This window comes from Peptoniphilus mikwangii (assembly GCF_000468535.1).
Lineage (GTDB): Bacteria > Bacillota > Clostridia > Tissierellales > Peptoniphilaceae > Anaerosphaera > Anaerosphaera mikwangii.
Genome location: NZ_AUQY01000002.1, coordinates 377551 through 399708, shown reverse-complemented (window position 1 = coordinate 399708; position 22158 = coordinate 377551). Strand labels below are relative to the sequence as shown.

Annotated in this window: 26 protein-coding genes; 24 read left to right on the top strand and 2 right to left on the bottom strand. The window is 29.3% G+C overall.

Annotation, left to right across the window (positions count from 1 at the left end):
- Positions 1–162: 162 nt before the first annotated feature.
- Both M915_RS02340 and mnmA read right to left on the bottom strand, forming a co-directional pair.
- Positions 163–1395, bottom strand: a complete 1233-nt coding sequence (locus tag M915_RS02340; RefSeq protein WP_036729003.1) for an aminopeptidase — start codon at positions 1393–1395, stop codon at positions 163–165.
- Between the two features lie 82 nt (positions 1396–1477).
- Entirely contained in the window at positions 1478–2545 is a 1068-nt protein-coding gene (gene mnmA, locus M915_RS02335; RefSeq protein ID WP_036729001.1) for a tRNA 2-thiouridine(34) synthase MnmA, read from the bottom strand.
- A gap of 185 nt (positions 2546–2730) precedes the next feature.
- On the opposite strand from mnmA, the gene M915_RS02330 reads away from it, so the two are divergent.
- The 24 genes from M915_RS02330 (at position 2731) to M915_RS02215 (ending at position 22151) form a co-directional block, all read left to right on the top strand.
- Complete coding sequence (locus tag M915_RS02330) at positions 2731–3012, top strand: DUF6110 family protein (protein WP_009222092.1); 282 nt, start codon at positions 2731–2733, stop codon at positions 3010–3012.
- Between the two features lie 6 nt (positions 3013–3018).
- The gene (locus M915_RS02325) at positions 3019–5094 is read left to right on the top strand and encodes a heavy metal translocating P-type ATPase (RefSeq protein WP_036729000.1); all 2076 of its coding nucleotides are present in this window, start codon (positions 3019–3021) and stop codon (positions 5092–5094) included.
- A gap of 104 nt (positions 5095–5198) precedes the next feature.
- Positions 5199–6260: an FAD:protein FMN transferase gene (locus tag M915_RS02320; protein ID WP_036728997.1), complete on the top strand. Its 1062-nt coding sequence runs from the start codon at positions 5199–5201 to the stop codon at positions 6258–6260.
- Positions 6261–6773: a hypothetical protein gene (locus M915_RS02315; protein WP_009222095.1), complete on the top strand. Its 513-nt coding sequence runs from the start codon at positions 6261–6263 to the stop codon at positions 6771–6773.
- Entirely contained in the window at positions 6763–7299 is a 537-nt protein-coding gene (locus M915_RS02310; RefSeq protein ID WP_036728993.1) for a thermonuclease family protein, read from the top strand. The genes M915_RS02315 and M915_RS02310 overlap by 11 nt, the downstream gene beginning before the upstream one ends.
- 4 nt (positions 7300–7303) lie before the next feature.
- Entirely contained in the window at positions 7304–7804 is a 501-nt protein-coding gene (locus M915_RS02305) for a phosphatidylglycerophosphatase A family protein (protein ID WP_036728990.1), read from the top strand.
- A 173-nt stretch (positions 7805–7977) separates the two neighbouring features.
- Positions 7978–8253, top strand: coding sequence for a (2Fe-2S) ferredoxin domain-containing protein (locus M915_RS02300; protein WP_009222098.1), 276 nt, complete (start codon positions 7978–7980; stop codon positions 8251–8253).
- A gap of 24 nt (positions 8254–8277) precedes the next feature.
- Positions 8278–9774, top strand: a complete 1497-nt coding sequence (locus M915_RS02295) for a 4Fe-4S dicluster domain-containing protein (protein ID WP_009222099.1) — start codon at positions 8278–8280, stop codon at positions 9772–9774.
- 124 nt (positions 9775–9898) lie between these two features.
- A complete protein-coding gene (gene rplM, locus M915_RS02290) occupies positions 9899–10327 on the top strand; it encodes a 50S ribosomal protein L13 (protein ID WP_009222100.1) in 429 nt (142 codons plus the stop codon).
- 16 nt (positions 10328–10343) lie between these two features.
- Positions 10344–10736: a 30S ribosomal protein S9 gene (gene rpsI, locus M915_RS02285; RefSeq protein ID WP_009222101.1), complete on the top strand. Its 393-nt coding sequence runs from the start codon at positions 10344–10346 to the stop codon at positions 10734–10736.
- Between the two features lie 132 nt (positions 10737–10868).
- Entirely contained in the window at positions 10869–11099 is a 231-nt protein-coding gene (locus M915_RS02280) for a hypothetical protein (protein ID WP_036728987.1), read from the top strand.
- A 286-nt stretch (positions 11100–11385) separates the two neighbouring features.
- Positions 11386–11922: a helix-turn-helix domain-containing protein gene (locus M915_RS02275; RefSeq protein WP_036728985.1), complete on the top strand. Its 537-nt coding sequence runs from the start codon at positions 11386–11388 to the stop codon at positions 11920–11922.
- Positions 11923–11933: 11 nt separating this feature from the next.
- The gene (locus M915_RS02270; protein ID WP_036728982.1) at positions 11934–12974 is read left to right on the top strand and encodes an ABC transporter ATP-binding protein; all 1041 of its coding nucleotides are present in this window, start codon (positions 11934–11936) and stop codon (positions 12972–12974) included.
- Positions 12971–13807 (top strand): ABC transporter permease, encoded by an 837-nt coding sequence (locus M915_RS02265; protein WP_009222106.1) that lies wholly within the window; start codon positions 12971–12973, stop codon positions 13805–13807. Before M915_RS02270 ends, M915_RS02265 begins: the two co-directional genes overlap by 4 nt.
- Positions 13801–14580 carry an ABC transporter permease gene (locus tag M915_RS02260; protein WP_036728979.1) on the top strand — a complete coding sequence of 260 codons (780 nt, stop codon included), beginning with the start codon at positions 13801–13803 and terminating at the stop codon, positions 14578–14580. Before M915_RS02265 ends, M915_RS02260 begins: the two co-directional genes overlap by 7 nt.
- Before the next feature lie 10 nt (positions 14581–14590).
- A complete protein-coding gene (locus M915_RS02255; protein WP_036728976.1) occupies positions 14591–15655 on the top strand; it encodes an ABC transporter substrate-binding protein in 1065 nt (354 codons plus the stop codon).
- Between the two features lie 106 nt (positions 15656–15761).
- Entirely contained in the window at positions 15762–16097 is a 336-nt protein-coding gene (locus M915_RS02250; RefSeq protein WP_036728973.1) for a hypothetical protein, read from the top strand.
- Positions 16098–17276 (top strand): cation:proton antiporter, encoded by a 1179-nt coding sequence (locus M915_RS02245; protein ID WP_036728970.1) that lies wholly within the window; start codon positions 16098–16100, stop codon positions 17274–17276.
- 99 nt (positions 17277–17375) lie between these two features.
- Positions 17376–17945 carry a hydrolase gene (locus tag M915_RS02240; RefSeq protein WP_009222109.1) on the top strand — a complete coding sequence of 190 codons (570 nt, stop codon included), beginning with the start codon at positions 17376–17378 and terminating at the stop codon, positions 17943–17945.
- A gap of 73 nt (positions 17946–18018) precedes the next feature.
- Positions 18019–18690, top strand: a complete 672-nt coding sequence (locus M915_RS02235) for a response regulator transcription factor (protein WP_009222110.1) — start codon at positions 18019–18021, stop codon at positions 18688–18690.
- Between the two features lie 28 nt (positions 18691–18718).
- Positions 18719–20122 carry a sensor histidine kinase gene (locus M915_RS02230; protein WP_200860585.1) on the top strand — a complete coding sequence of 468 codons (1404 nt, stop codon included), beginning with the start codon at positions 18719–18721 and terminating at the stop codon, positions 20120–20122.
- Between the two features lie 241 nt (positions 20123–20363).
- Positions 20364–20795 (top strand): division/cell wall cluster transcriptional repressor MraZ, encoded by a 432-nt coding sequence (gene mraZ, locus M915_RS02225; RefSeq protein ID WP_009222112.1) that lies wholly within the window; start codon positions 20364–20366, stop codon positions 20793–20795.
- A complete protein-coding gene (rsmH, locus tag M915_RS02220; RefSeq protein WP_009222113.1) occupies positions 20796–21734 on the top strand; it encodes a 16S rRNA (cytosine(1402)-N(4))-methyltransferase RsmH in 939 nt (312 codons plus the stop codon).
- 9 nt (positions 21735–21743) lie between these two features.
- On the top strand, positions 21744–22151 hold the full coding sequence (locus tag M915_RS02215; RefSeq protein ID WP_009222115.1) for an FtsB family cell division protein: 408 nt from the start codon (positions 21744–21746) through the stop codon (positions 22149–22151).
- Positions 22152–22158: the final 7 nt, after the last annotated feature.

The following is a 22158-nucleotide window of genomic DNA, read 5'->3' as shown; positions in this document are numbered from 1 at the left end:
ATATTGTTAAAATGAAAGGAATATAAGTAATATTATAATAATTAAATAAAATGATAAGCAGCCTATTTGAAAAAGAAAAACCGACATTTTTGAATGTCGATTTTAAATAAAATTATATCTTTATATAAATCATCTGTTTTAAAAATTATCAAAATTTGTCAACTAAATTACAAAATTTCCATCTTTAAATATTTGAGTTCTTTCTCCACTTTTGCTTATTCCTACAATATTTGTTGTGCTATCTCCAATCATAAAGTCAACATGTATGATTGAATCATTAGCACCATTTTTGATAAGTTCTTCCGTACTCATAGATTCGCCTCCCTTAATACAAATAGGATATGCTTTTCCAAGAGCTAAATGGCATGATGCGTTTTCATCGTAAAGTGTATTGTAGAATAAAATTTTTGTATTGGAAATTGGAGAGTGATATGGAACTAATGCAACTTCTCCGAGTCTTCTTGAGCCTTCATCCGAATCTAGCATATTTTTTAATGTTTCATATCCGATTTTTGCATCAAAATCAACAACTACTCCATCTTTAAATTTAAGATAAAAGTCATCTATTAAATTTCCGTTGTAGTTGAGAGGTTTTGTGTTGTAGACTATTCCGTTTACACCATCTCTATGCGGCATTGAAAATACTTCTTCAGTTGGCATATTGGCAATGAATTCTTCGCCATACCTGTTAAATTCACTTGCACCTGAAAATATATGATTTTCCGGTAGTCTTATTTTTAAGTCTGTACCATTTTCACTATGGTATTCAAGAAATTCAAATTGTTTTTCATTTAAGAAGTCAGACCATTTTTTTAGATTATTTGAATGAGTTTCCCATGCTGATATAGGATTATCTTCCGTAACTCTAACTGTATAGAAAATTGTGTCCCAAAGTTTTTTAACAGCTTCTTCTTCACTTAAGTTTGGAAATACTACTTTAGCCCAACTCGGAACTGCAACACCTACAACACACCATGAACATTCACTATTCATCATTTTTTCGCTGAAAGATTTTAAGGCTATTGATTTTGCTTTGACAGCGGCTTTAACTTTTTCGGGATTTACATCAGAAAGCAAATTTGGATCATCACCTGTAATTGATAAAAATTTAGCTTTTTTTTCAATATATCCATTTTGTTCATCAATAAAATATTGTGGAATATCGCTTAAAGTTTCAATACTTGCATTATTGTATCTTATTTTAGCTAAATTTTGGTCAGAATAATTTACAAAAACATCTTTTGCTCCTGCTTCAAATGCAGTTTCTGCAATTAAGTTAATAAACTCATAGGTTTCTACCGGACCTCTAATTACAAGCAGATCATCTTTTTTTATTTTAAGTCCTTCTCTTATTATTAAATTTGCATATTTTTTTAGATTTTCTTTAAAAGACATTAATAATCACCTCATTAAAATTATAGCATATTATAATTAACAAAATATATAAGAATAGGGTGCAAATTTTTCGAATTATAAACTATTTTATTATTCCCGATCCTAAACAAATATCTCCTTGATAGAATACAAGAACTTGTCCCGGGGTTACACCTTTTAACGGATTTTCAAATATAACTTTAAGTTCATCATTTTCTAAATATACAGTCATATTTTCATCCTTGGCACGATATCGTATTTTTCCTGTACATTTAAGTGGAAATTTTGGAGTATCTGTTATCCAAAATGCATTTTCACATATAGTTTCTTTTTTATATAGGGCAGGATGTTTTAATCCTTGTGCTACGATAAGCCTATTGTTTTTTAAATCTTTATCTGCAACAAAAAACGGTTCTCCACTTCCCATACCTCCAAGTCCCATACCACGTCTTTGACCTATGGTATAATGCATGAGACCGGAGTGTTTTCCAAGATATTGACCATCCACTGAATATATGTCGCCTTCTTTAGTAAATAAAAATTTATCTAAAAAGTTGTTGAAATTTCTTTCTCCTATAAAACAAATTCCGGTAGAGTCTTTTTTCTTTGCAGTTGCAAGATTATATTTTTGTGCTAATTCTCTAACCTGTTCTTTTTTCATATTTCCTATGGGAAATAGTGTTTTAGAAAGAGCCGCTTCGGAAACTCTTGATAAAAAATAACTTTGATCTTTATTTTCATCAAGTCCCCTTAGTAAATATGTCTTTCCATCTTTTTTTAAAGTTCTTGCGTAGTGACCCATAGCGATATAATCAGAATTAAATTTCATTGCAAATTCTAAAAATGCTTTGAATTTTATTTCTGTATTACACATAACATCCGGATTTGGAGTGCGACCTTTTTCATATTCAGATAGAAAATATGAAAAAACTCTATCTTTATATTCCTTTTCAAAATTTACCGTATAATATTTTATTCCAAGTTCTGAACATACTCTTATTACATCAAGATAGTCTTCTGTAGCTGTACACACACCATCATCATCTTCTTCATCCCAATTTTTCATAAAAACTGCGGTTACATCATAACCTTGTTCTTTTAATAATGCAGCGCATACAGAAGAATCTACACCACCGCTCATTCCGAGAATAACACTTTTAGATTCAGTCATAAAAATTCTCCTATTTTAATAATTATTAATTCATTATATCTTAACAATTAAAAAAAATCTATAACAGCTATATATAATAAATTAATTGTATGGTAAATTAGTTTAAAATATTAAAAAGGGTAGAAATCTATAAAGAATTATCGTAATATGTTAGATAGAAAATATGATTAGGATGGTGTATAAATATGAAAAAGAAAATTTTAAATTTTGCATTAGGTATGGTAACGGCGACTGTTGGACCTAAAATTTTAAAATCAAAACTAGCAAAAAAAGTAGCTGTTGAAGCGGTAGTACAAGGAATGAAAGCTAAAGATTATATTGATAAAACTGTAGAAACTATAAAAGAAAATACAGATGATATAATCGCAGAAGCAAAAATTATAAAAGCAGAGGAAGAAAGTAAAGCAAGAGAAACTGAATTTAATGAAGAAGATTTTGTAACTGAAGTTAAAACAGAAGAAGCATAATAATATATGAAATTTACAATCGAGCATAAAATAAAAGGTAGAATAAGATTTAAAACTCCATATAAGTTCAGTTATGAAGAGGTAAATATACTTAAATATAATCTCGAGGCTATATCCGGTGTAAAAGAAGCCTATATTTATAAGAGAACAGGAAGTATCAGAATTGATTATGAAGAGTACGCATTTAAGGATATATATTATTTGATTAGAGATACTAAACTTAATCAACTTAAAAAATCCGATGTTGAAAATCATGCATTTAAACCTCAAGAGCGTATTGAGTTGCTTGATATATTAAGAGATGCAGTAGTTAAAAGAACTATTATTAAATATTTAATGCCATATCAGTTTAGAATAGCTTATAGTTTTATTGGAGCTTTTCCTTTTATTAAAAAAGGAATAAAAAGTTTGGTGCGTAGAAAACTTGATGTAGACGTATTAGATGCTACTGCTATAGGAATTTCTCTTTTAAGTAGAGAGTATTCTTCAGTAAATTCTATAGTATTTTTATTAAAGCTTGGACAAAGACTTGAAGAATGGGTATTTGAACGTTCTAAAGCAAATCTTAAGGGAGCGCTTTCTCTTAATGTAGAAAGTGTATGGATAAAAAGAGATGAACAGATAGAAAAAATTTCTTTAAGCAGCATTAAATTTGGTGATGAAGTATTAGTTGAGATGGGAAATATAATTCCGGTTGATGGCATAGTTATAGATGGAATTGGAATGGTAAATCAATCAAGTTTCACCGGAGAAGCGGAACCTGTTGAAAAGTTTAAAGATAGTTTCGTTTTTGCAGGAACGGTTCTTGAAGAAGGAAGACTTTTAATAAAAACGACTAAGGCACAAGATGACACTAAACTCAATGAGATAATAAGGCTTATATCTGAATCGGAGGAGAATAAAGCACAATCTCAAAAAAATGCTGAAAGAAAAGCAGATTCACTAGTAAAGTATACTTTTCTAGGCTCTATAATAACCTATGCTTTGACGAGAAATTTTGCTAAGGCCAAAGCTTTTTTAATGGTAGATTTTTCTTGTGCACTTAGACTTGCTATTCCAATTTCGGTAATGAGTGCGATGAGAGATGCATCGGATAAAAAAGCTCTTGTAAAAGGTGGAAAGTTTTTAGAAAAGCTAGCTATGTCAGATACTATAGTATTTGATAAAACAGGGACACTTACAAATGCACAGCCTAAGGTTGTAGATTTGATTACATTTGGAGAATTTTCAAAAGATGAATGCTTAAAATATGCAGCTTGTCTTGAAGAGCATTTTCCTCATTCAGTAGCCAATGCTGTTGTAAGGTATGCTGAAGATAGAAATATTATTCATAGAGAAATGCATACAAGCCCTGAATATATAGTTGCTCATGGAATAGCATCTACAGTTGATGGAAAGAGAATATTAATTGGAAGTGAGCATTTTATATTTGAAGATGAAAAAATAGAATACAATCATGAGGCGATAATAGAAATTGAGAAACTAAAATCTAATTATTCACTTTTATATCTGGCATATAGTGGAAAATTAGAAGCTGTAATTTGTATAGAAGATCCAATTAGAGATGAAGCTAAGACTTGTATTGAAAAATTACGTAATACAGGATTTAAAAATATAGTGATGCTTACTGGAGATTCAGAAAATTCTGCATTTCATGTTGCAGATGAGTTAAATCTTGATTATTATAAATCGCAGGTATTACCTGATGATAAATCCAATTATATAAGAGAACAAAAGAAACTTGGAAGAACGGTTGTTATGATAGGTGATGGAATTAATGATTCTGTAGCTCTTTCTGAGGCTGATGTGGGAATTTCTATGTTTAAAGGAGCAGATATAGCAAGAGAAGTTGCAGATATAAGTATTAATTCTGACAGTTTATATATCTTAAATGATATGGTAAGTCTTTCTAGAGCAATGGATAGAAGAATTAAAAACAATTATATATCAATAGTTGGCATAAATTCTATATTGATTATTCTTGGAGTGTTCGGAATTATAACTAATACTACAAGTTCATTACTTCATAATACATCTACGGTAATAGGATCAATGTTTAATATGAGAAAGTATAAAATTTAAAAAAATACCTAAATGTAAAAACTATATTACATTTAGGTATTTTTTGTTTAAAATTACTTTTACAATATACATATTTTTGATAATATATACAAAAGGTGATGAATTTGAAAAAAATATTGGTTGTTTTATTAATACTTTTTTTAACATGTGGATGTACAAAAGAAATAAGAAATTATGAAAAATATGATATTCAATTTTTTGATGCTTTTGATACGGTTACTTCAATGATTATTTATGAGGAAAGTGAAGAAAAAGCAAATGAAATTCTTTCAAAAATGAAAGATAAATTTTTTGAATACCATAGAATTTTTGATAGATATAATAATTATAAAGGTATAAACAATCTAAAGACAATTAACGATAATGCAGGAATAAGACCTGTTAAAGTATCTGATGAACTTTTTTTTCTAATAAAGAAAACCATTGAATATAATAAGGATGTAAGTGATAAGATTTGTCTTACAATAGGACCTGTAGTGGATTATTGGAGCAAATATAATGAGCTATATAATTCCGGAGCAACAGAAGATGAAGTTATAAATGAAATGGGTTTACCGATACCGACACATGAGAAATTGGATGAATTTAGAAATCTTATTAATGATGAAGATATTATTTTAAATGATGTTGATAAATCTGTATTTTTAAAGAAGAAGGGAATGATTCTTGATCTCGGTGCAGTTGCAAAAGGATACGCAACAGAGCTTGTTTGCAATTATGCGGTAGATGAACTTGGGGTTAAATCAGGAATAGTATCAGCAGGTGGAAATGTAAAAATAATGGGAAAGCCTGTAGATAAACCGGCATTTAAAGTAGGAATACAGAATCCGAATTTGGAAAGTTCTCAATTATATCTTTCAATACTAACACTTAATGATACATCTGTAGTAACGAGCGGAGATTATCAAAGATACTTTTTCTATAACAAAAAAAGATATTGTCATATAATAAATGCACAAAGTTTAGAACCTGCCGATGAGTATAAATCAGTTACAGTAATAAGTAAAGATTCATTTTTCTGCGATTATATGTCTACTACACTATTTCTTTCAAGTTATGAAGAGGGCTTAGAGCTTTGTGAAAAATTTGATGTGGATGCAGTTTGGAAATTTAAAGATGGAACTATAAAGGCGACAAAGGGTGCAAAAAAAGTAATGGGTGATTAAATGAGAAATAATACAAGGGGATTAATATTTCACTTAATAATAATAGCAGTAATGTTTATTTTTACTGCAATTGTAAATTTAAGTGAAATGCTAAAAAAAGTTTTATATGGAAATATAGCGTTTAGAATTATACTTTGTATAATTCCCATATTGCTATACTACAATTTGGCAAAGGGAATGAGCAAAAAAAAATCAAAACGACTTGATTTTTTAAGTGGAAATATAATAGTTTTAATATCTGTAATTTTATTTATTCCTCCATTTTTAATTTTAAAATCTAAGATGTTTTCGCTTGGTATAGCAGAATCAATTTGGAAATTTCCGTTAGATTTATTTTTAATGCCGGAACTATTTATATATCAGCTTTTAAAAATAGATTATAATATAGTTAGCATTATAATAGCATCATTAATTCCAGGATTTATTTATGGAATATCTATAAAAAAATCAAGAATAAAAATAATGAGAAAAATCAGAATGAAACAGTTGAGAAGTAAAAGATATGAAAAATAAAAAGATTTATTTATTGTTAGTATTATTTTTAATTTTATTTTTTCAAAAAAATTTATTATCTGTTAAGATTGATGATAATGTTGAAATTGCTGTTATAAAAACTGTTATAGATGGAGATACAGTTATTTTAGAAAATGGAGATAAAATTAGAATAATTGGGATAAATACTCCTGAAATCGGAAAAAAAGAAGAGTTGTACGGAATAGAAGCTAAAGAGTTTGCTGAAAAAATTCTATTAAATAAAAAAATCTATCTCGAAAAAGATAAGAAATATTTTGATAAATATGGAAGAAAATTAAGGTATATATGGCTTGAGATTCCTGAAAAAATAACAAAAGGAACAATAGAAGAATATAATTTTTCCGCGATTCAACTTAAAAATGGGTTTGCAAGAACATATACTTTTAAACCGAATGTAAAGTATTTAGATTATTTTAAAAAGATTCAGAAAAGTGCAATTAAAAATAAGGAAGGAATGTGGAAAGAAGACATTGCTAAAATAACGAGAGGAAATAGTTTGAGGTGATATAATGTATAACTATGATCAAAAACAATTATTTGATGAAGCTGTAAAAGCATTAAACAGAGCAGGAATAGAAATAAGAGATATTGCAGAAATTGTATATGAATTACAATCAAAATACGCAAAAGATTTAACTATTGAATATTGTGAAAAAAATGTTATTGCTGTTCTTGAAAAAAGAGAAGTGATTCATGCAATATTGACAGGACTTGCAATAGATGATTTGGCACAGAAAAAATTACTTCCGGAACCATTGCAGACAATTATAGAAAAGGATGAAGGGTTATATGGGATAGATGAAGTTCTTCCTCTTGGTATCGTAAATGTATATGGAACAATAGGACTTACCAATTTTGGATATTTAGACAAAGCTAAGGTCGGTATAATAAAAGATCTTGATGGAAGAAAAAACACAACAGGTCAGATTGCGACATTTGCGGATGATATAGTAGCGGCAGTAGCAGCTGCTTCTGCCTCAAGAATAGCACATAGAAATGCGAATAAATAAATTTTAAAACTGAGAATAAAGTCTCAGTTTTTTTAGTTGAAAAAAACTTTAATAGGTGTTATTCTATCATAAGGTGTAAAAGTTTGTTAAATATTAAACTATACGATAAGATACCCCAAAATAATTAAATGTGGTAAAATTAAGTTAGAAACTTTTAAGAAAGGGGATTTTTGATGAAAGTAACAATATGTATGGGATCAAGATGCACATTGATGGGTGCGAATGCAATCTATGATGCAGTTGATTTCTTAAAGGATAATATATGTACACCGGAATCGGATTATTGTTCTGCGGAAAATTTAGAAATAGAACTTTCTCATTGTATGAATTATTGTAAAAATGCTGAACATGGGAATTTAGCACCTATAGTAATAGTAGATGATGAAATAATATATAAAGCAACCGCACAGGAAGTAAGTGCAAAGATAATTGATAAGTTAAAATTATAGTATTGCAAATAGAGGACTGGTTATATGAAAGAAAGTTTCGGTAGTATAGTAGATATTAGAAGAAAGGTATTTGCTGAAGTTGCAAGAATTGCATATGAGGATTGTGATATTTCGGAATTAGAGAATTCAAGTTATAGAATAGTTCCGGGAGAAGTAGCTAAATATAGAGAAGATATATTTAGAGAAAGAGCAGTTGCCGATGAAAGATTAAGACTTGCAATGGGAATGGGTGTAAGAGAGATAAGTGTATATAAAAAAGTTACTGATGGATTTGATAAGATTGATATAGATACTAATGCCTATGAAAAACCGCTTATAAATGTAATAAAATTTGCGTGTGAGGCTTGTCCTACAAAAACATATTATGTAACTGATAATTGTAGAAAATGTATGGCACATCCATGTACAAATGTATGCCCGGTGAATGCTGTGACAATAGAAAGAAATAGGGCGCATATTGACACTACAAAATGTATAAAATGTGGTAGATGTAAAGAGACATGTCCATACAATGCAATAGTTATGTATGATAGACCATGTGCAGCAGCTTGTGGAGTAAATGCGATAGGTTCAGATGAATATGGTCGCGCAGAAATAGATCATGATGAATGTGTTGCCTGCGGAAGATGTATTGCAAGTTGTCCTTTTGGAGCAATAGCAGATAAAACACAAATATTCCAGTTAATTAAAGCTATTAAGTCAGGAAAAAAAGTATACGGAGCAATAGCACCATCATTTATAGGACAATTTGGAGCAAAAACAACACCGATGCAAGTAATAGAAGCAATTAAGAAACTTGGATTTGAGGATGTAATAGAAGTTAGTCTCGGTGCAGACATAACTACATTAAATGAAGCAAAAGAATATTTAAAGAGAGTACCTAATGAAATTCCATTTATGGGAACAAGTTGTTGTTATTCTTGGGCTCTTATGATAAAAAATAAATTCCCTGATTTATATGAACAAGTATCAGATTCAGGTTCACCAATGAGGTATACAGCAGAATATATAAATAGATTGGACCCTAATTCAGTTGTTTGTTTTATAGGACCATGTACATCAAAAAAACTTGAAGCACTTGATACTAAAGTAAAATCTTATGTTGATTTTGTTATAACATTTGAGGAGCTCATGGGAATGTTTGTAGCCAAAAATATAGAACCATCTGAGATAGAAATATCAAAAGAAAAAGAAGAGGCATCTGCACTTGGAAGAGGGTATCCTATAGCAGGAGGAGTTGCTGCGGCGGTAAAAGAGGTTGCACAGCAATTAGAGCCGAATAGAGAAATACAAATTGAAGGTGCAAATTCACTTGATGAGTGTATAAAAATGTTAAAGCTTGCCAAAGCAGGAAAATTAAATGGATGTTTACTTGAAGGCATGGCTTGCCCGGGAGGATGTATAGCGGGCGTTGGAACAATAGCATCAATGACAAGAGTTAAGAGAAATATAGAACAATTTAAGAAAAATTCACAAATTAAAACTCCGCTTGAAAATGAATTAATATTAAAAGAAAAATAAAAAAATATGCTAAAAACTTTGTGAAATACAGAAATAATACTTGACATAATATTTAGTGTATATTAAAATAATTGAAGTATTTAAAAAGCCCCGGAAAATTTTTAAATCACAGGAGGGAAATCCCATGAAAACTTATATGGCAAAAGCCAATGAAGTAGATAGAAAATGGTATATAATAGATGCTGAAGATAAAGTTTTAGGTAGACTTGCAACTGAAGTAGCTAATATTTTAAGAGGAAAAAACAAACCAATCTACACACCACATGTAGATACAGGAGACTATGTAATAATAATCAATGCTGATAAGGTTAGATTAACAGGAAATAAGTGGGAACAAAAAATTCATGCTTATCATACAGGTTATCCAGGTGGAAGAAAAGAAGTAGTATATAATCAATTAAGAGAAAAACATCCTGAAAGAGTAATAGAATACGCAGTAAAGGGTATGCTTCCAAAAAATAGACTTGGAAGAAAAATGTACACTAAACTTAAGGTATATGCAGGTGCTGAACATCCACATGAAGCACAAAAACCAGAAGTTTATGAGTTTTAATTGAGGGAGGATACAAATGGATAAATCACAATACAGAGGCACAGGAAGAAGAAAAACTTCTATTGCACAAGTAAGATTACTACCTGGTAATGGAAACTTTACAATAAATGGTCGTGATATTGAAAATTATTTCGATTATGAGACTCTTAGAATAGTTGCTAAATCTCCCCTAACATTAACAGAAACACTATCACAATTTGATGTAATAGTAAAAGTAATAGGCGGAGGATATACAGGACAAGCAGGAGCAATAAGACAAGGAATATCTCGTGCATTGCTTGAAGTAGATCCTGAACACAGAGTAATTCTTAAAAAAGCCGGTTTCTTAACAAGAGATCCAAGAATGAAGGAAAGAAAGAAGTACGGTTTAAAGAAAGCAAGAAGAGCTCCACAATTTTCAAAGAGATAATATATTATTATACAAAACCTTGGAAAACACCAACATTCCAAGGTTTTTTTATTTTGAAATAAAATTGAACTTGAAGTTATTTATACTGATAGTATAATTAAATTAATATTATTCTATATGGAGATTATTAGTATGAATGAAAATAAAGATAATAAAAATGAAAAAAATATAAGAATTAATGGGAAGTTTTTAAAGTATTTCGGACCGGTGTTTTATATTTTAGGACTTGCAGCAATAATCGGAAGTTATCAAAAGAAAGATATATTTTTGGCAATAGTTGGTATTTTTTTAATATTTTGGACAAAAAGATACAGAAAACCTTATATAAAGGCGCTTGAAGAGTTAGAAAATAAAAAAGAGTAGGTAGGATACAATTTATAAAAATTTATGAACGTGAAAAAGATTTCTTCATAAAAAGATATTAATACATCCTATATTGTTAGATGAAAAAAGTAATAAATATTTAAAGTATAAAATGTAAAGTCTCTTTTTGGAGACTTTATTTTTATTGTTTATGTAGTTTAATTTATAAAACTTTAGGTGTTATTTTTTAAATTTATGTTGACATTAAAAATCAAACAAATTATAATCTTTAGTGGTATTTAATAAATTAAGTAGATAGTTTAATATTTTGTTAAGAGGTGATTATTTGGATATTGGAAATAAACTAAAAAATTTGAGAGTTAAACAGGCGCTTACTCAAGAAGAATTAGCGGACAGATCTGAACTTACAAAAGGGTTTATATCACAAGTTGAAAGAAATTTGACATCACCTTCGGTAGCAACTTTAATTGATATATTAGAAGCACTTGGAACTACTCCTCTTGAATTTTTTGAAGATGATGTAGAGGAAAAGATTGTCTTTAAAAAAGAAGATTACTTTGAAATTGTTAAAGATGATGGTTATAAAATAACTTGGATAGTTCCTAATGCTCAAAAAAATGAAATGGAGCCTATAATTATAGAGCTTGAAAAAAATTCATCGACTAAGCTTTTAGATCCTTTTGAAGGTGAAATAATGGGATATGTATTAGAGGGAAGAGTTGAGCTTAATTATGGAGATGAAAAATTTGATATTAAGAAAAATGAAACATTTTATTTTACTGCGAATAAAGTAAGTTATCTTGAAAATAAAAATGCAAAAGTTGCAAGGGTGATGTATATAAGTTCACCACCTAATTTTTAAGGGGGATGAGTATGGAAAATTGTGTAATAGACTTAGTAAATATAAATAAGACTTTTGAAGAAGATGTTATTTTAAGTGATTTTAATTTGTCTGTTAAAAAAAATGAATTTCTTACATTACTTGGTCCAAGTGGTTGCGGAAAAACTACAACTCTTAGAATTATTGGCGGTTTTGAGACACCTGATAGCGGCAAAGTTATTTTTGAAGGAAAAGACATAACAGAACTTGAACCTTATGAGAGAAATATAAATACTGTTTTTCAAAAGTATGCTCTTTTTCCTCATCTAAACGTTTCGCAAAATATAGCTTTCGGATTAAAAATAAAAAAGATGGGTGCATCAGAAATAGCTTCAAAAGTTAAAGAGGTTTTAAAAATTGTAAATCTTAAAAATTTTGAAAATAGATCCATAAATTCTTTAAGTGGTGGACAGCAACAAAGAGTTGCAATTGCAAGAGCACTTGTTAATGAACCTAAAGTTATATTACTTGATGAACCGCTTGGAGCACTTGATTTAAAACTTAGACAAGGTATGCAAATAGAGCTTAAAAAAATTCAAAAAAGTGTTGAAACTACGTTTATTTATGTAACTCATGATCAGGAAGAAGCTCTTTCTATGTCTGATACTATAGTTGTAATGAATAATGGTAAGATACAGCAAATCGGAACTCCCATTGACATATATAATGAACCTAAAAATGCATTTGTAGCTGATTTTATAGGAGAAAGTAATATTATTAATGGCATTATGAGAGAAGATTATTCTGTTGAATTTTTAGGACATTTATTTAAATGTGTTGATAAGGGATTTGATAAGGATGAAGAGGTTGAAATCGTAATACGACCTGAGGATGTTGATCTTGTAAATGGAGATGGAATGCTTAGTGGAGTTGTAAAATCTGAAATTTTCAGAGGAGTTCATTACGAGATGGAAGTTGACGTTAATGGCTTCAATATGCTTGTTCAATCTACGATAAATAGACCTATAAATTCGGTTGTAGGAATAAATATTGATCCTGATTTGATCCATGTAATGAAAGCTGGTGGAAAATGAAAAAATATTCCTATGTATATGCACTTTGGGCATTAATTTTTATAGTATTTCCAATAGTTTTAATATTGGCATATTCTTTAAATGGCAGTAGGGGTATGGGGCTTTCTGATTTTAAATTTTCTTTTGAAAATTTCAGTAGATTTTTTGAACCGTTATATCTAAAAATACTTTGGACATCTCTTATCGTTGCATTTTTTTCAACAGTTATATGTCTTTTAGTAGGATATCCTGTTGCATATATAATTTCAAGAATGAGCGAAAAGGTCAGAGGTAATTTGATTTTACTATTTATAATTCCAATGTGGATGAATTTTTTGCTTAGAACTTATGCATGGCTGACTTTACTTGGAAACAATGGACTTATAAATAAATTTTTATCTGTACTTGGATTTGCTCCGTTAAATTTGATGTATAATATGCGTGCTGTAATGCTTGGTATGGTATATAATTTTTTGCCATTTATGGTACTTCCGATTTATACGGTATTACTTAAAATTGACAAAAATTTAATTGATGCAGCTAAGGATTTGGGTGCAAATAATTTAAAAGTATTTTTAAAAGTTACATTACCTCTTTCACTTTCAGGAGTGTATACAGGCATAACAATGGTGTTTATACCTGCTATTTCTACATTTGTAATTTCAAATTTACTTGGCGGAAATAGATTTTACTTAATAGGTAATTTAATAGAGCAACAATTTACTTTTACAGGAGATTGGGCTTTCGGTTCTGCGATTTCAATAATTTTGATTATTATAATGATTTTATTCCTTGTAGGTTCAAATATCATTTCCAAAGGTAAAAACAGAGAAGGAGGTGGAGCTATATGGTAAGAAAAATATTGGATAAACTATATTTAATTTTGGTTTTTATTTTTCTGTATGCACCAATAGCTGTGCTTATGGTTTTTTCCTTTAATGATTCTAAATTGAGAGGATCTTGGGCAGGATTTACTTTAAGATGGTATAGAGCTCTTTTGGAAGATTCTACAATTCTCAGAAGTCTTTATATAACTTTAATAGTAGCGGTTATAGCAACATTAATATCTACTGTCCTTGGAACATTTGCAGCAATAGGAATACATGAGCTTAAAGGGCACAGAAAAGAAATAATTCTTGATGTTAACTATTTACCGGTATTAAATCCGGATATTGTAACTGCAGTTGCATTAATGGGGTTATATGGATTTTTAGGACTTAATTTCGGAATGTTGACAATGACACTGTCACATATTGTATTTTGTACACCGTATGTAATTTTATCAGTTCTTCCTAAGTTAAAGCAAATGGACAAAAATACTGTTGAAGCTGCTTTGGATCTTGGAGCAACACCTGAGTATGCTATGAGACATGTGGTTATACCGCAAATAAAACCCGGAATAATAACAGGTGCACTTATGGCATTTACACTTTCAATTGATGATTTTGTTGTAAGTTATTTTACAACAGGCCATGGAGTTCCAAATCTTTCGATTACAATTTATACTATGGCAAGAAAGGGAATTAATCCTGCAATAAATGCAATGTCAACTATAATGTTTATATCTTTATTGGTACTATTGATTATTATTAATAAGAGAAACAGTAAGCAAATTATTAATAAGTGAGGTTACAAATATGAAAAAAAATAAAATTTTATTAATAGGTTTAGTTTTTATAATAGCGATGTTGCTATCTTCATGTGGCGGCAGTTCATCAAGTACGGCTACAATTAATGTATATAATGCGGGCGAATATATGGATCCCAGTACGATAAAGGAATTTGAAAAAGAAACAGGAATAAGAGTTGTATACGATACATTTGCATCTAATGAAGATATGTATATAAAAGCAACTCAATCTAAAGATGCATATGATATTTTAGTTCCATCAGATTATATGATTGAAAGGCTTATAAAGGAAGATATTATACAAAAATTAGATTTTAACAATATACCTAATTATAGCGGTATATCATCTGCTTTAAAAAATAAAGAATTTGATCCGAATAATGAATATTCAGTACCTTATTTTGCGGGAACTGTTGGTATTATATATAATACAGAAATGGTTAGTGAAGATATAAATTCTTGGAATGCACTTTGGGATGCCAAGTATAAAAACCAAATTATAATGTATAACTCTCAAAGAGATTCAATAGCTATAGCATTAAAGAAACTTGGCTATTCCATGAATTCTATAGATAAAATTCAGCTTGAAGAGGCAAAGGAAATATTAATACAACAAAAACCGTTAGTATATGCTTATTTGACAGATGATGGCAGGGATGTATTAGTTCAAGGGGATGCTGCAATGGGGGTTATGTATTCAGGAGATGCGGCTCTTATGATGGAGAATAATTCCAGTTTAAAATATGTAATTCCTAAAGAAGGATCAAATATTTGGATAGATTCATTCGTAATTCCCAAAAATGCAAAAAATAAAGAAGCTGCGGAAAAATTTATTGACTTTATGTGTAGACCGGATATTGCAGCAAAAAATGCCGAATATTGTGTAGGCTATACTTCTCCTGTTGATGCTGCTAAAGATTTACTTCCTGAAAAATTAAAAAATTCAGAAGTTGCATATCCTGATTATTCTAAATTACCTGAGCTTGAGTCGTATAAAGATCTTGGAGAAAATGTATCTTTATATGATAAAATATGGACAGAAGTATCTGCTACAATGGATGAGAAGCTTTAATAGCTTCTCTTTTTTATGTGATTGATTTGAAAAAAATTTAGAATTTAAAGTAATACGCTTTAAAAAATATTAATAGAGTGTATAATATCTTATGGAGGTTGATAACATGCAAGTATTATTTATAGTAATTAATCACGAACAGCATTTTAATGACATTTTGGAAGAATTTAAGAATAATGATATAAGAGGAGGTACTATTATTGATAGCGAGGGAATGGCACAATCATTGGCGTATATTGACCCAAGTTTTAGTACCAGTTATTTAAAGGTTATGTTAAATCAGGGAAGACCTTATAATAAAACAATATTTTTATTATTAAATGATGAGAAACTTGAAGTTGCAAAAGAATGTGTTAGAAGAGCAGTTGGTAATTTGAATAAAGAAAATGTTGGAATTATGTTTACTTTTGAAGTAACAAGTTTTGAGGGATTGACTAAATAGATGGATAAAATATATTATATATCAGTATTATTAATAGCAGGACTTGTTTTTTCTAAAATCTTAGGCAAGTTCAAATTTCCGGATGTTACAGGTTTTTTGATTGGTGGAATTATAATAGGTCCATCTGTACTCGGACTTATTCCAAAAGAGACACTCTCTTCACTTGATGTTGTAAGTGAAGTTGCGCTTGCATTTATAGCTTTTTCAATAGGTGATGAAATGAAGATTTCTGCTATTAAAAAATTGGGAAGCGGAATTTTATTAATAGTTTTATTAGAGGGAATATTTGCATTTATTGCAGTAACTATTTCAACTTTGTTTATATTTAAAGAAAGCTTTGCCTTTTCACTTACACTTGGAAGTATAGCATGTGCAACAGCACCCGCTGCAACACTTATGGTAATTAAACAATACAATGCAAAAGGAGATCTTGTAGATGTACTTATACCTGTTGTAGCACTTGATGATGTTTTATGTATTATTTGTTTTGGAATTGCATCATCAATCACAATTTCTTTAATTTCACATAGTGCTCTTAGTATAGGAGTTATGATTTATAAACCTATTAAAGAAATTATTCTTGCATTACTTTTAGGATTGATATCGGGAACTGGATTTTCGTTCATTATTAAAAAGGCAAAAAGTGATAGTGAAACAACAATAATCTCAGTTGCATCAATATTTATGGTAACTTCAATAGCTCTATATTTAAAATTATCAAGTCTTCTTACACTCATGCTCATGGGAGTAGTTTCATCAAATATAGGTAAAAGTAATAGAAGATATAGTGCTCTTATAAGTAGTATAGCACCGCCTGTAACAGTATGTTTTTTTGTACTTTCCGGGGCAGAACTTGACTTTGCAAATTTAAAGACTGTTGGATTAATGGGAGCATCATATATAATTACAAGAGTAATCGGGAAAATGCTTGGAGCTTATTCTGCATCTAAGATTGCAAAATTTCCTAAATCAGTTCAAAAATATTTGGGACTTACACTTGTTCCGCAAGCCGGAGTTGCAATTGGCTTAAGTCTTATAGCCTCAAGAATAATTCCCAATCCTCACGGTGCAATGATTAGATCTATTGTGTTAAGTGCGACGATAGTATATGAATTAATAGGACCTTTACTTGCTAAAATAGCTCTTGATAAAGCGGGATGCATAAAAGAAAATAGTTAAATTAAAAACTTCGGTATTAATACCGAAGTTTTTAATTTTTAATAGTTTAAAATTATTAAAAATTAGGGTATGATAGAAAAAAAGAAAGAGGGTGTTAGTATGATTCCTACAAGGGAACAGGCGTATAATTTGTTAATAAAATATAACGAATCAGATGCATTAATAAAACATGGTCTTCAAGTAGAAGCTGCTATGATTCATTTTGCAAAATATTTTGGTGAAGATGAAGAAAAATGGGGTATAGTTGGGCTTTGTCATGATTTAGATTATGAAAAATATCCTGAAGAACATTGTATAAAAACAAGAGAAATTTTAGAAAGTGAAAATTGGGACGAAGAATATATTCGTGCAATAGAGTCACATGGTTGGAAAATGTGTGTAGATGTTGAACCTATATCGCTTATGGAAAAAACACTTTATACAATAGATGAACTTACAGGAATTATAAATGCTTGTTGCTTACTTAGACCGAGTAAATCTGTGCTTGATTTGAATTTGAAGTCATTAACTAAAAAATTTAAGGATAAAAAATTTGCGGCAGGGTGTGATAGAGACATTATTCTTGAAGGATGTGAAATGCTTCAAATTGATAAAAATATAATTTTTGAAGAAACAATAAAAGGGTTAAGTGAAAGAGCCGAAATATGTGGATTAAAGGGAGAACTTTAATTTAATATATTAATCTTTAAAATTTCATTTCTATTTCACATAATGATTATATATTATAAAAAGAGGTGATAGCTTGTTTAAAATATTAGTTGTAGATGATGAAGAAAAAATAAGAGAAGTAATAAAGACTTATGCAGAGTTTGAAGGTCATAATGTTGTAGAAGCATGCGATGGACTTGAAGCAATAGAAAAATGTAAAGAGCAGGAATTTGACGTTATTGTGATGGATATAATGATGCCAAGACTTGATGGTTTTTCTTCATATAAAGAAATAAAAAAGATTAATGATATTCCTGTATTAATGTTATCGGCAAGAGGAGAGGAATATGATAAGTTATTTGGATTTGAAATTGGAATAGATGATTATGTTGTCAAACCATTTTCTCCAAAAGAACTTATGGCGAGGCTTAATGTAATAGTTAAGAGACGTCAGAGAATAATTGAAAATGCAGTTTTAGAATTTCAAGGTCTTAAAATTGATTTAGATGGAAGAGTAGTTTATGTGGATGGAGAAAAAGTTGATATGACTCCAAAAGAATATGATTTACTTGTATTTTTAGCGACTAATGAAAATATTGCTCTTTCAAGAGACAAGTTATTAAGCAAAGTATGGGGATATGATTTTTATGGTGATGATAGGACCGTTGATACACATATAAAAATGCTTAGAAATTCTATAAAAGATTATAGAAAATTCATTGTAACAGTTAGAGGAACAGGTTATAAATTTGATACGAAAGAATAAGAATTTAAAAATAGACAAAAAAAGCATAATGTTCACTTTTTGGAAGTACTTTTCTGCATTTGCGGTTGTAATACTTGCTATACTATGGCTTTTTCAAATAGTATTTTTAAATAGATTTTATGAATCTATGAAAATACACGAGGTTACGAAAATTGGAGATTATTTAAGAAGCCAGTATATGAATAAAGATTTTGAGAGTAAAGTATTAAACTATTCTCAAAAAAAAGGACTCAATATAGAAGTAATTGATGAAGAGGGGACTTTAATTTATCCTCTTACATGGCTTGATGTTATGATAAATCCAAAAGTAATAGGAAGTGATGCATTTGATGAATATTTTGCAGGTGTGAAAAACGGAGATCATCCTTATAGGGTTTCAATTACTAAGTTAAAACATTTAGAAACTCCAACTATAGTTTATGCAGGTTATCTTGGTACTACTGCAGGAACCAATTACTATATAATGATAAAAACCTCTCCACAGCCTGTAGATTCGGCAATAGATGTATTAAAGAGACTTTTAATAATAGTTTCTATACTTTCATTGTTGTTGGCATTCGCATTATCTTATTTTATTTCAAGAAGATTATCAAAACCTCTTGTTGAAATGTCAAAAACTGCAAAAAAGCTTGGAAGTGGAGATTATTCTGTAAATTTTAAAAAGGGAGATTATACTGAAATAGATGATCTTTCAAATACACTCAATTATGCTACAAGAGAAATTACAAAAACTATGGAAGTAAGAAAAGACTTAATTGCTAATGTGAGTCATGATTTAAAAACACCTCTTACAGTTATAAAATCTTATGGAGAAATGATAAGGGATATATCAGGAAATAATGAAGAGATGAGAAACAAGCATATTGATACTATAATAAATGAGGCTGATAGACTTACTATGCTTGTAAACGACCTTTTGGATATTTCAAAAATAGAATCAAATCTTGAAGAAATAAAATTTGATTGTATAGATTTAAAAGAAGTTGCAGAAGATGTTATTGATAGATTTAAGATTATGTTTGAAAAAAATAATTATAAATTTAATTTTATTTATTCCGGAAACACTCATATATTTGCAAACAAAAAAAGAATTGAGCAAGTAATATATAATCTTATAAATAATGCAATTAATTATTCTAAATCTGAAAAAGATATAACTATAAAAGTTGTTGGAGATTTAGGTGTAGTTAGGTTTGACTGTATAGATAAAGGAATAGGAATACCGAAAGATAAATTGGATTCAATATGGGAGAGATTCTATAGAGTTAGAAATAATCATACAAGACCTACAGTTGGAACCGGACTTGGACTTTATATTGTAAAAAATATTTTAGAGCTTCACAAATTTAAATATGGAGTAATTTCGGAGGAAGGAGTAGGATCTGATTTTTATTTTATAACGAAGCAATGTAATACAAAAGTTGTATCTTAATGTAATTATAATAATGGGAAAAAAACAATTTATAGTATGCCTTTAAAGATTATAAACAATATATAGTTGAATTTTGATTTTGATTTAAATATAACAGCGTAGATATATAAAAATAGAGAATAGGGACTTAGGTCCCTATTTATTTTTTTTATAAATTATAATGGAATAAGTAACGTAAATAGTGTAAAATGTAATTAAAGTGGTAGTAAGTGGTAAATAGTGGTAATAAGTGGTGATAGAAATGCTTATAGGTGAATATAGACATTCCCTCGATAATAAGGGAAGAGTGATGATTCCATCTAAATTAAGAGAAGATCTTGGAGATAATTTTGTAATAACAAAAGGATTAGACAAGTGTCTTTTTGTGTATCCAAATGAAGAATGGAAAAGGATTGAAAATAAACTTAAAGAATTACCGATGACTAATAAAGCTGCAAGATCATTTATAAGAATATTTTTCTCTGGAGCTACAAATGAAGATTTAGATAAACAGGGAAGAGCGCTAATACCACAAAATCTCAGAGAACATGCAGAAATTTTAAAAGATGTAGTTATTATAGGAGCAAGTACGAGAGCTGAAATATGGAGTAGTGAAAATTGGGATTCATATAATGATGATGAAGGTTTAAGCTATGAAGAGGTTGCCGAAAAAATGGCGGAGCTTGGAATATAAATGAAATTTAATCATAAATCAGTATTGTTTGAAGATACAATAAATTTATTGAATATAAAAGAAAATGGGATATATGTTGATGGGACAATAGGTGGAGCGGGACACTCATCTCAAATATTAAAGATACTTAATGGAACAGGACTATTAATAGGTATAGATCAAGATTTAGCTGCATTAGAAAAATCAAAAGAGGTTCTTGGAGAACTCGGCTATAATAACTATAAGTTATTTAATTCAAATTATAAAGATTTTAATGTTATTCTCGATTCTTTGGAAATTGATAAAGTGGATGGATTTTTACTGGACTTGGGAGTAAGTTCATATCAATTTGATGAAGGGGATAGAGGATTTTCATATAATTATGATGCAAAGCTTGATATGAGAATGGATACAAATGCTGCATTTAGTGCTTGGGATATAGTAAATGGATATTCAAAGGAAGAAATTGCAAAAATTTTATGGGATTATTCTGAAGAAAAATGGGCAGGAAGAATAGCGGATTTTATAGTTAAAAGTAGAATAAAAAAACCTATAGATACAACTTTTGAACTGGTTGAAATAATAAAAAATGCAATTCCTGCTGCAGCGAGAAAGAAAAAAGGTCATCCTGCTAAAAAAACATTTCAAGCACTTAGAATAGAAACAAACAATGAACTTGATGTTTTAAGAAATACACTTGGTAGAATGATTGACAGATTAAATCCAGGTGGAAGAATAGCTGTAATATCATTTCATTCTCTTGAAGACAGGATAGTTAAAGAAACATTCAAGTATTATTATTTAGATTGTATTTGTCCTGAAAAGGCTCCAGTATGCAACTGCGGTAAAAAACGTGAAATTGAAATAATAACAAGAAAGCCTATAGTTGCTTCTGAAAAAGAACTAATAGAAAATAACAGAGCACATAGTGCAAAATTAAGGGTTGCAGAAAAATTATAGAGGTGTAAAATGTTTAAAGTAAAAAATGATTTTAAAATACAAAAAAATAAAATAAAAAAAATTAATAGAGCCTCAAAAAGACCTTTATATATAACTCTTATTATTGTTATGATGGTTGTATGTGCATCTACATTAACTTATGCACAACTTTCAAGTTTAGATAAGAAAATTATGATACAACAAAAGGAAATTTCGGAACTTAAAAAGACTAAAATGTCTTTAATAGGAGAGGTAAAGGGAATAAAAAGCTCAACTGAAATACAAGATGAAGCAATGTACAAATTAGGTATGATTTATCCTAAAGAAAATCAAATTGTTTATGTAGATATAAGTAAGGACCAAAAACAAAAAGATGTAAATAACAACGTATTTTTAAGTCCTATTATTTCTGTACTTAAATCATTTACTAAAGATTAGGAGGAAT

Coding starts and splice junctions, on each gene's coding strand:
- M915_RS02340 (WP_036729003.1), bottom strand. CDS start 1,395: ATGTCTTTTAAAGAAAATCTAAAAAAATATGCAAATTTAATAATAAGA.
- mnmA (WP_036729001.1), bottom strand. CDS start 2,545: ATGACTGAATCTAAAAGTGTTATTCTCGGAATGAGCGGTGGTGTAGAT.
- M915_RS02330 (WP_009222092.1), top strand. CDS start 2,731: ATGAAAAAGAAAATTTTAAATTTTGCATTAGGTATGGTAACGGCGACT.
- M915_RS02325 (WP_036729000.1), top strand. CDS start 3,019: ATGAAATTTACAATCGAGCATAAAATAAAAGGTAGAATAAGATTTAAA.
- M915_RS02315 (WP_009222095.1), top strand. CDS start 6,261: ATGAGAAATAATACAAGGGGATTAATATTTCACTTAATAATAATAGCA.
- M915_RS02310 (WP_036728993.1), top strand. CDS start 6,763: ATGAAAAATAAAAAGATTTATTTATTGTTAGTATTATTTTTAATTTTA.
- M915_RS02305 (WP_036728990.1), top strand. CDS start 7,304: ATGTATAACTATGATCAAAAACAATTATTTGATGAAGCTGTAAAAGCA.
- M915_RS02300 (WP_009222098.1), top strand. CDS start 7,978: ATGAAAGTAACAATATGTATGGGATCAAGATGCACATTGATGGGTGCG.
- M915_RS02295 (WP_009222099.1), top strand. CDS start 8,278: ATGAAAGAAAGTTTCGGTAGTATAGTAGATATTAGAAGAAAGGTATTT.
- rplM (WP_009222100.1), top strand. CDS start 9,899: ATGAAAACTTATATGGCAAAAGCCAATGAAGTAGATAGAAAATGGTAT.
- rpsI (WP_009222101.1), top strand. CDS start 10,344: ATGGATAAATCACAATACAGAGGCACAGGAAGAAGAAAAACTTCTATT.
- M915_RS02280 (WP_036728987.1), top strand. CDS start 10,869: ATGAATGAAAATAAAGATAATAAAAATGAAAAAAATATAAGAATTAAT.
- M915_RS02270 (WP_036728982.1), top strand. CDS start 11,934: ATGGAAAATTGTGTAATAGACTTAGTAAATATAAATAAGACTTTTGAA.
- M915_RS02265 (WP_009222106.1), top strand. CDS start 12,971: ATGAAAAAATATTCCTATGTATATGCACTTTGGGCATTAATTTTTATA.
- M915_RS02260 (WP_036728979.1), top strand. CDS start 13,801: ATGGTAAGAAAAATATTGGATAAACTATATTTAATTTTGGTTTTTATT.
- M915_RS02255 (WP_036728976.1), top strand. CDS start 14,591: ATGAAAAAAAATAAAATTTTATTAATAGGTTTAGTTTTTATAATAGCG.
- M915_RS02250 (WP_036728973.1), top strand. CDS start 15,762: ATGCAAGTATTATTTATAGTAATTAATCACGAACAGCATTTTAATGAC.
- M915_RS02245 (WP_036728970.1), top strand. CDS start 16,098: ATGGATAAAATATATTATATATCAGTATTATTAATAGCAGGACTTGTT.
- M915_RS02240 (WP_009222109.1), top strand. CDS start 17,376: ATGATTCCTACAAGGGAACAGGCGTATAATTTGTTAATAAAATATAAC.
- M915_RS02230 (WP_200860585.1), top strand. CDS start 18,719: ATGTTCACTTTTTGGAAGTACTTTTCTGCATTTGCGGTTGTAATACTT.
- mraZ (WP_009222112.1), top strand. CDS start 20,364: ATGCTTATAGGTGAATATAGACATTCCCTCGATAATAAGGGAAGAGTG.
- rsmH (WP_009222113.1), top strand. CDS start 20,796: ATGAAATTTAATCATAAATCAGTATTGTTTGAAGATACAATAAATTTA.
- M915_RS02215 (WP_009222115.1), top strand. CDS start 21,744: ATGTTTAAAGTAAAAAATGATTTTAAAATACAAAAAAATAAAATAAAA.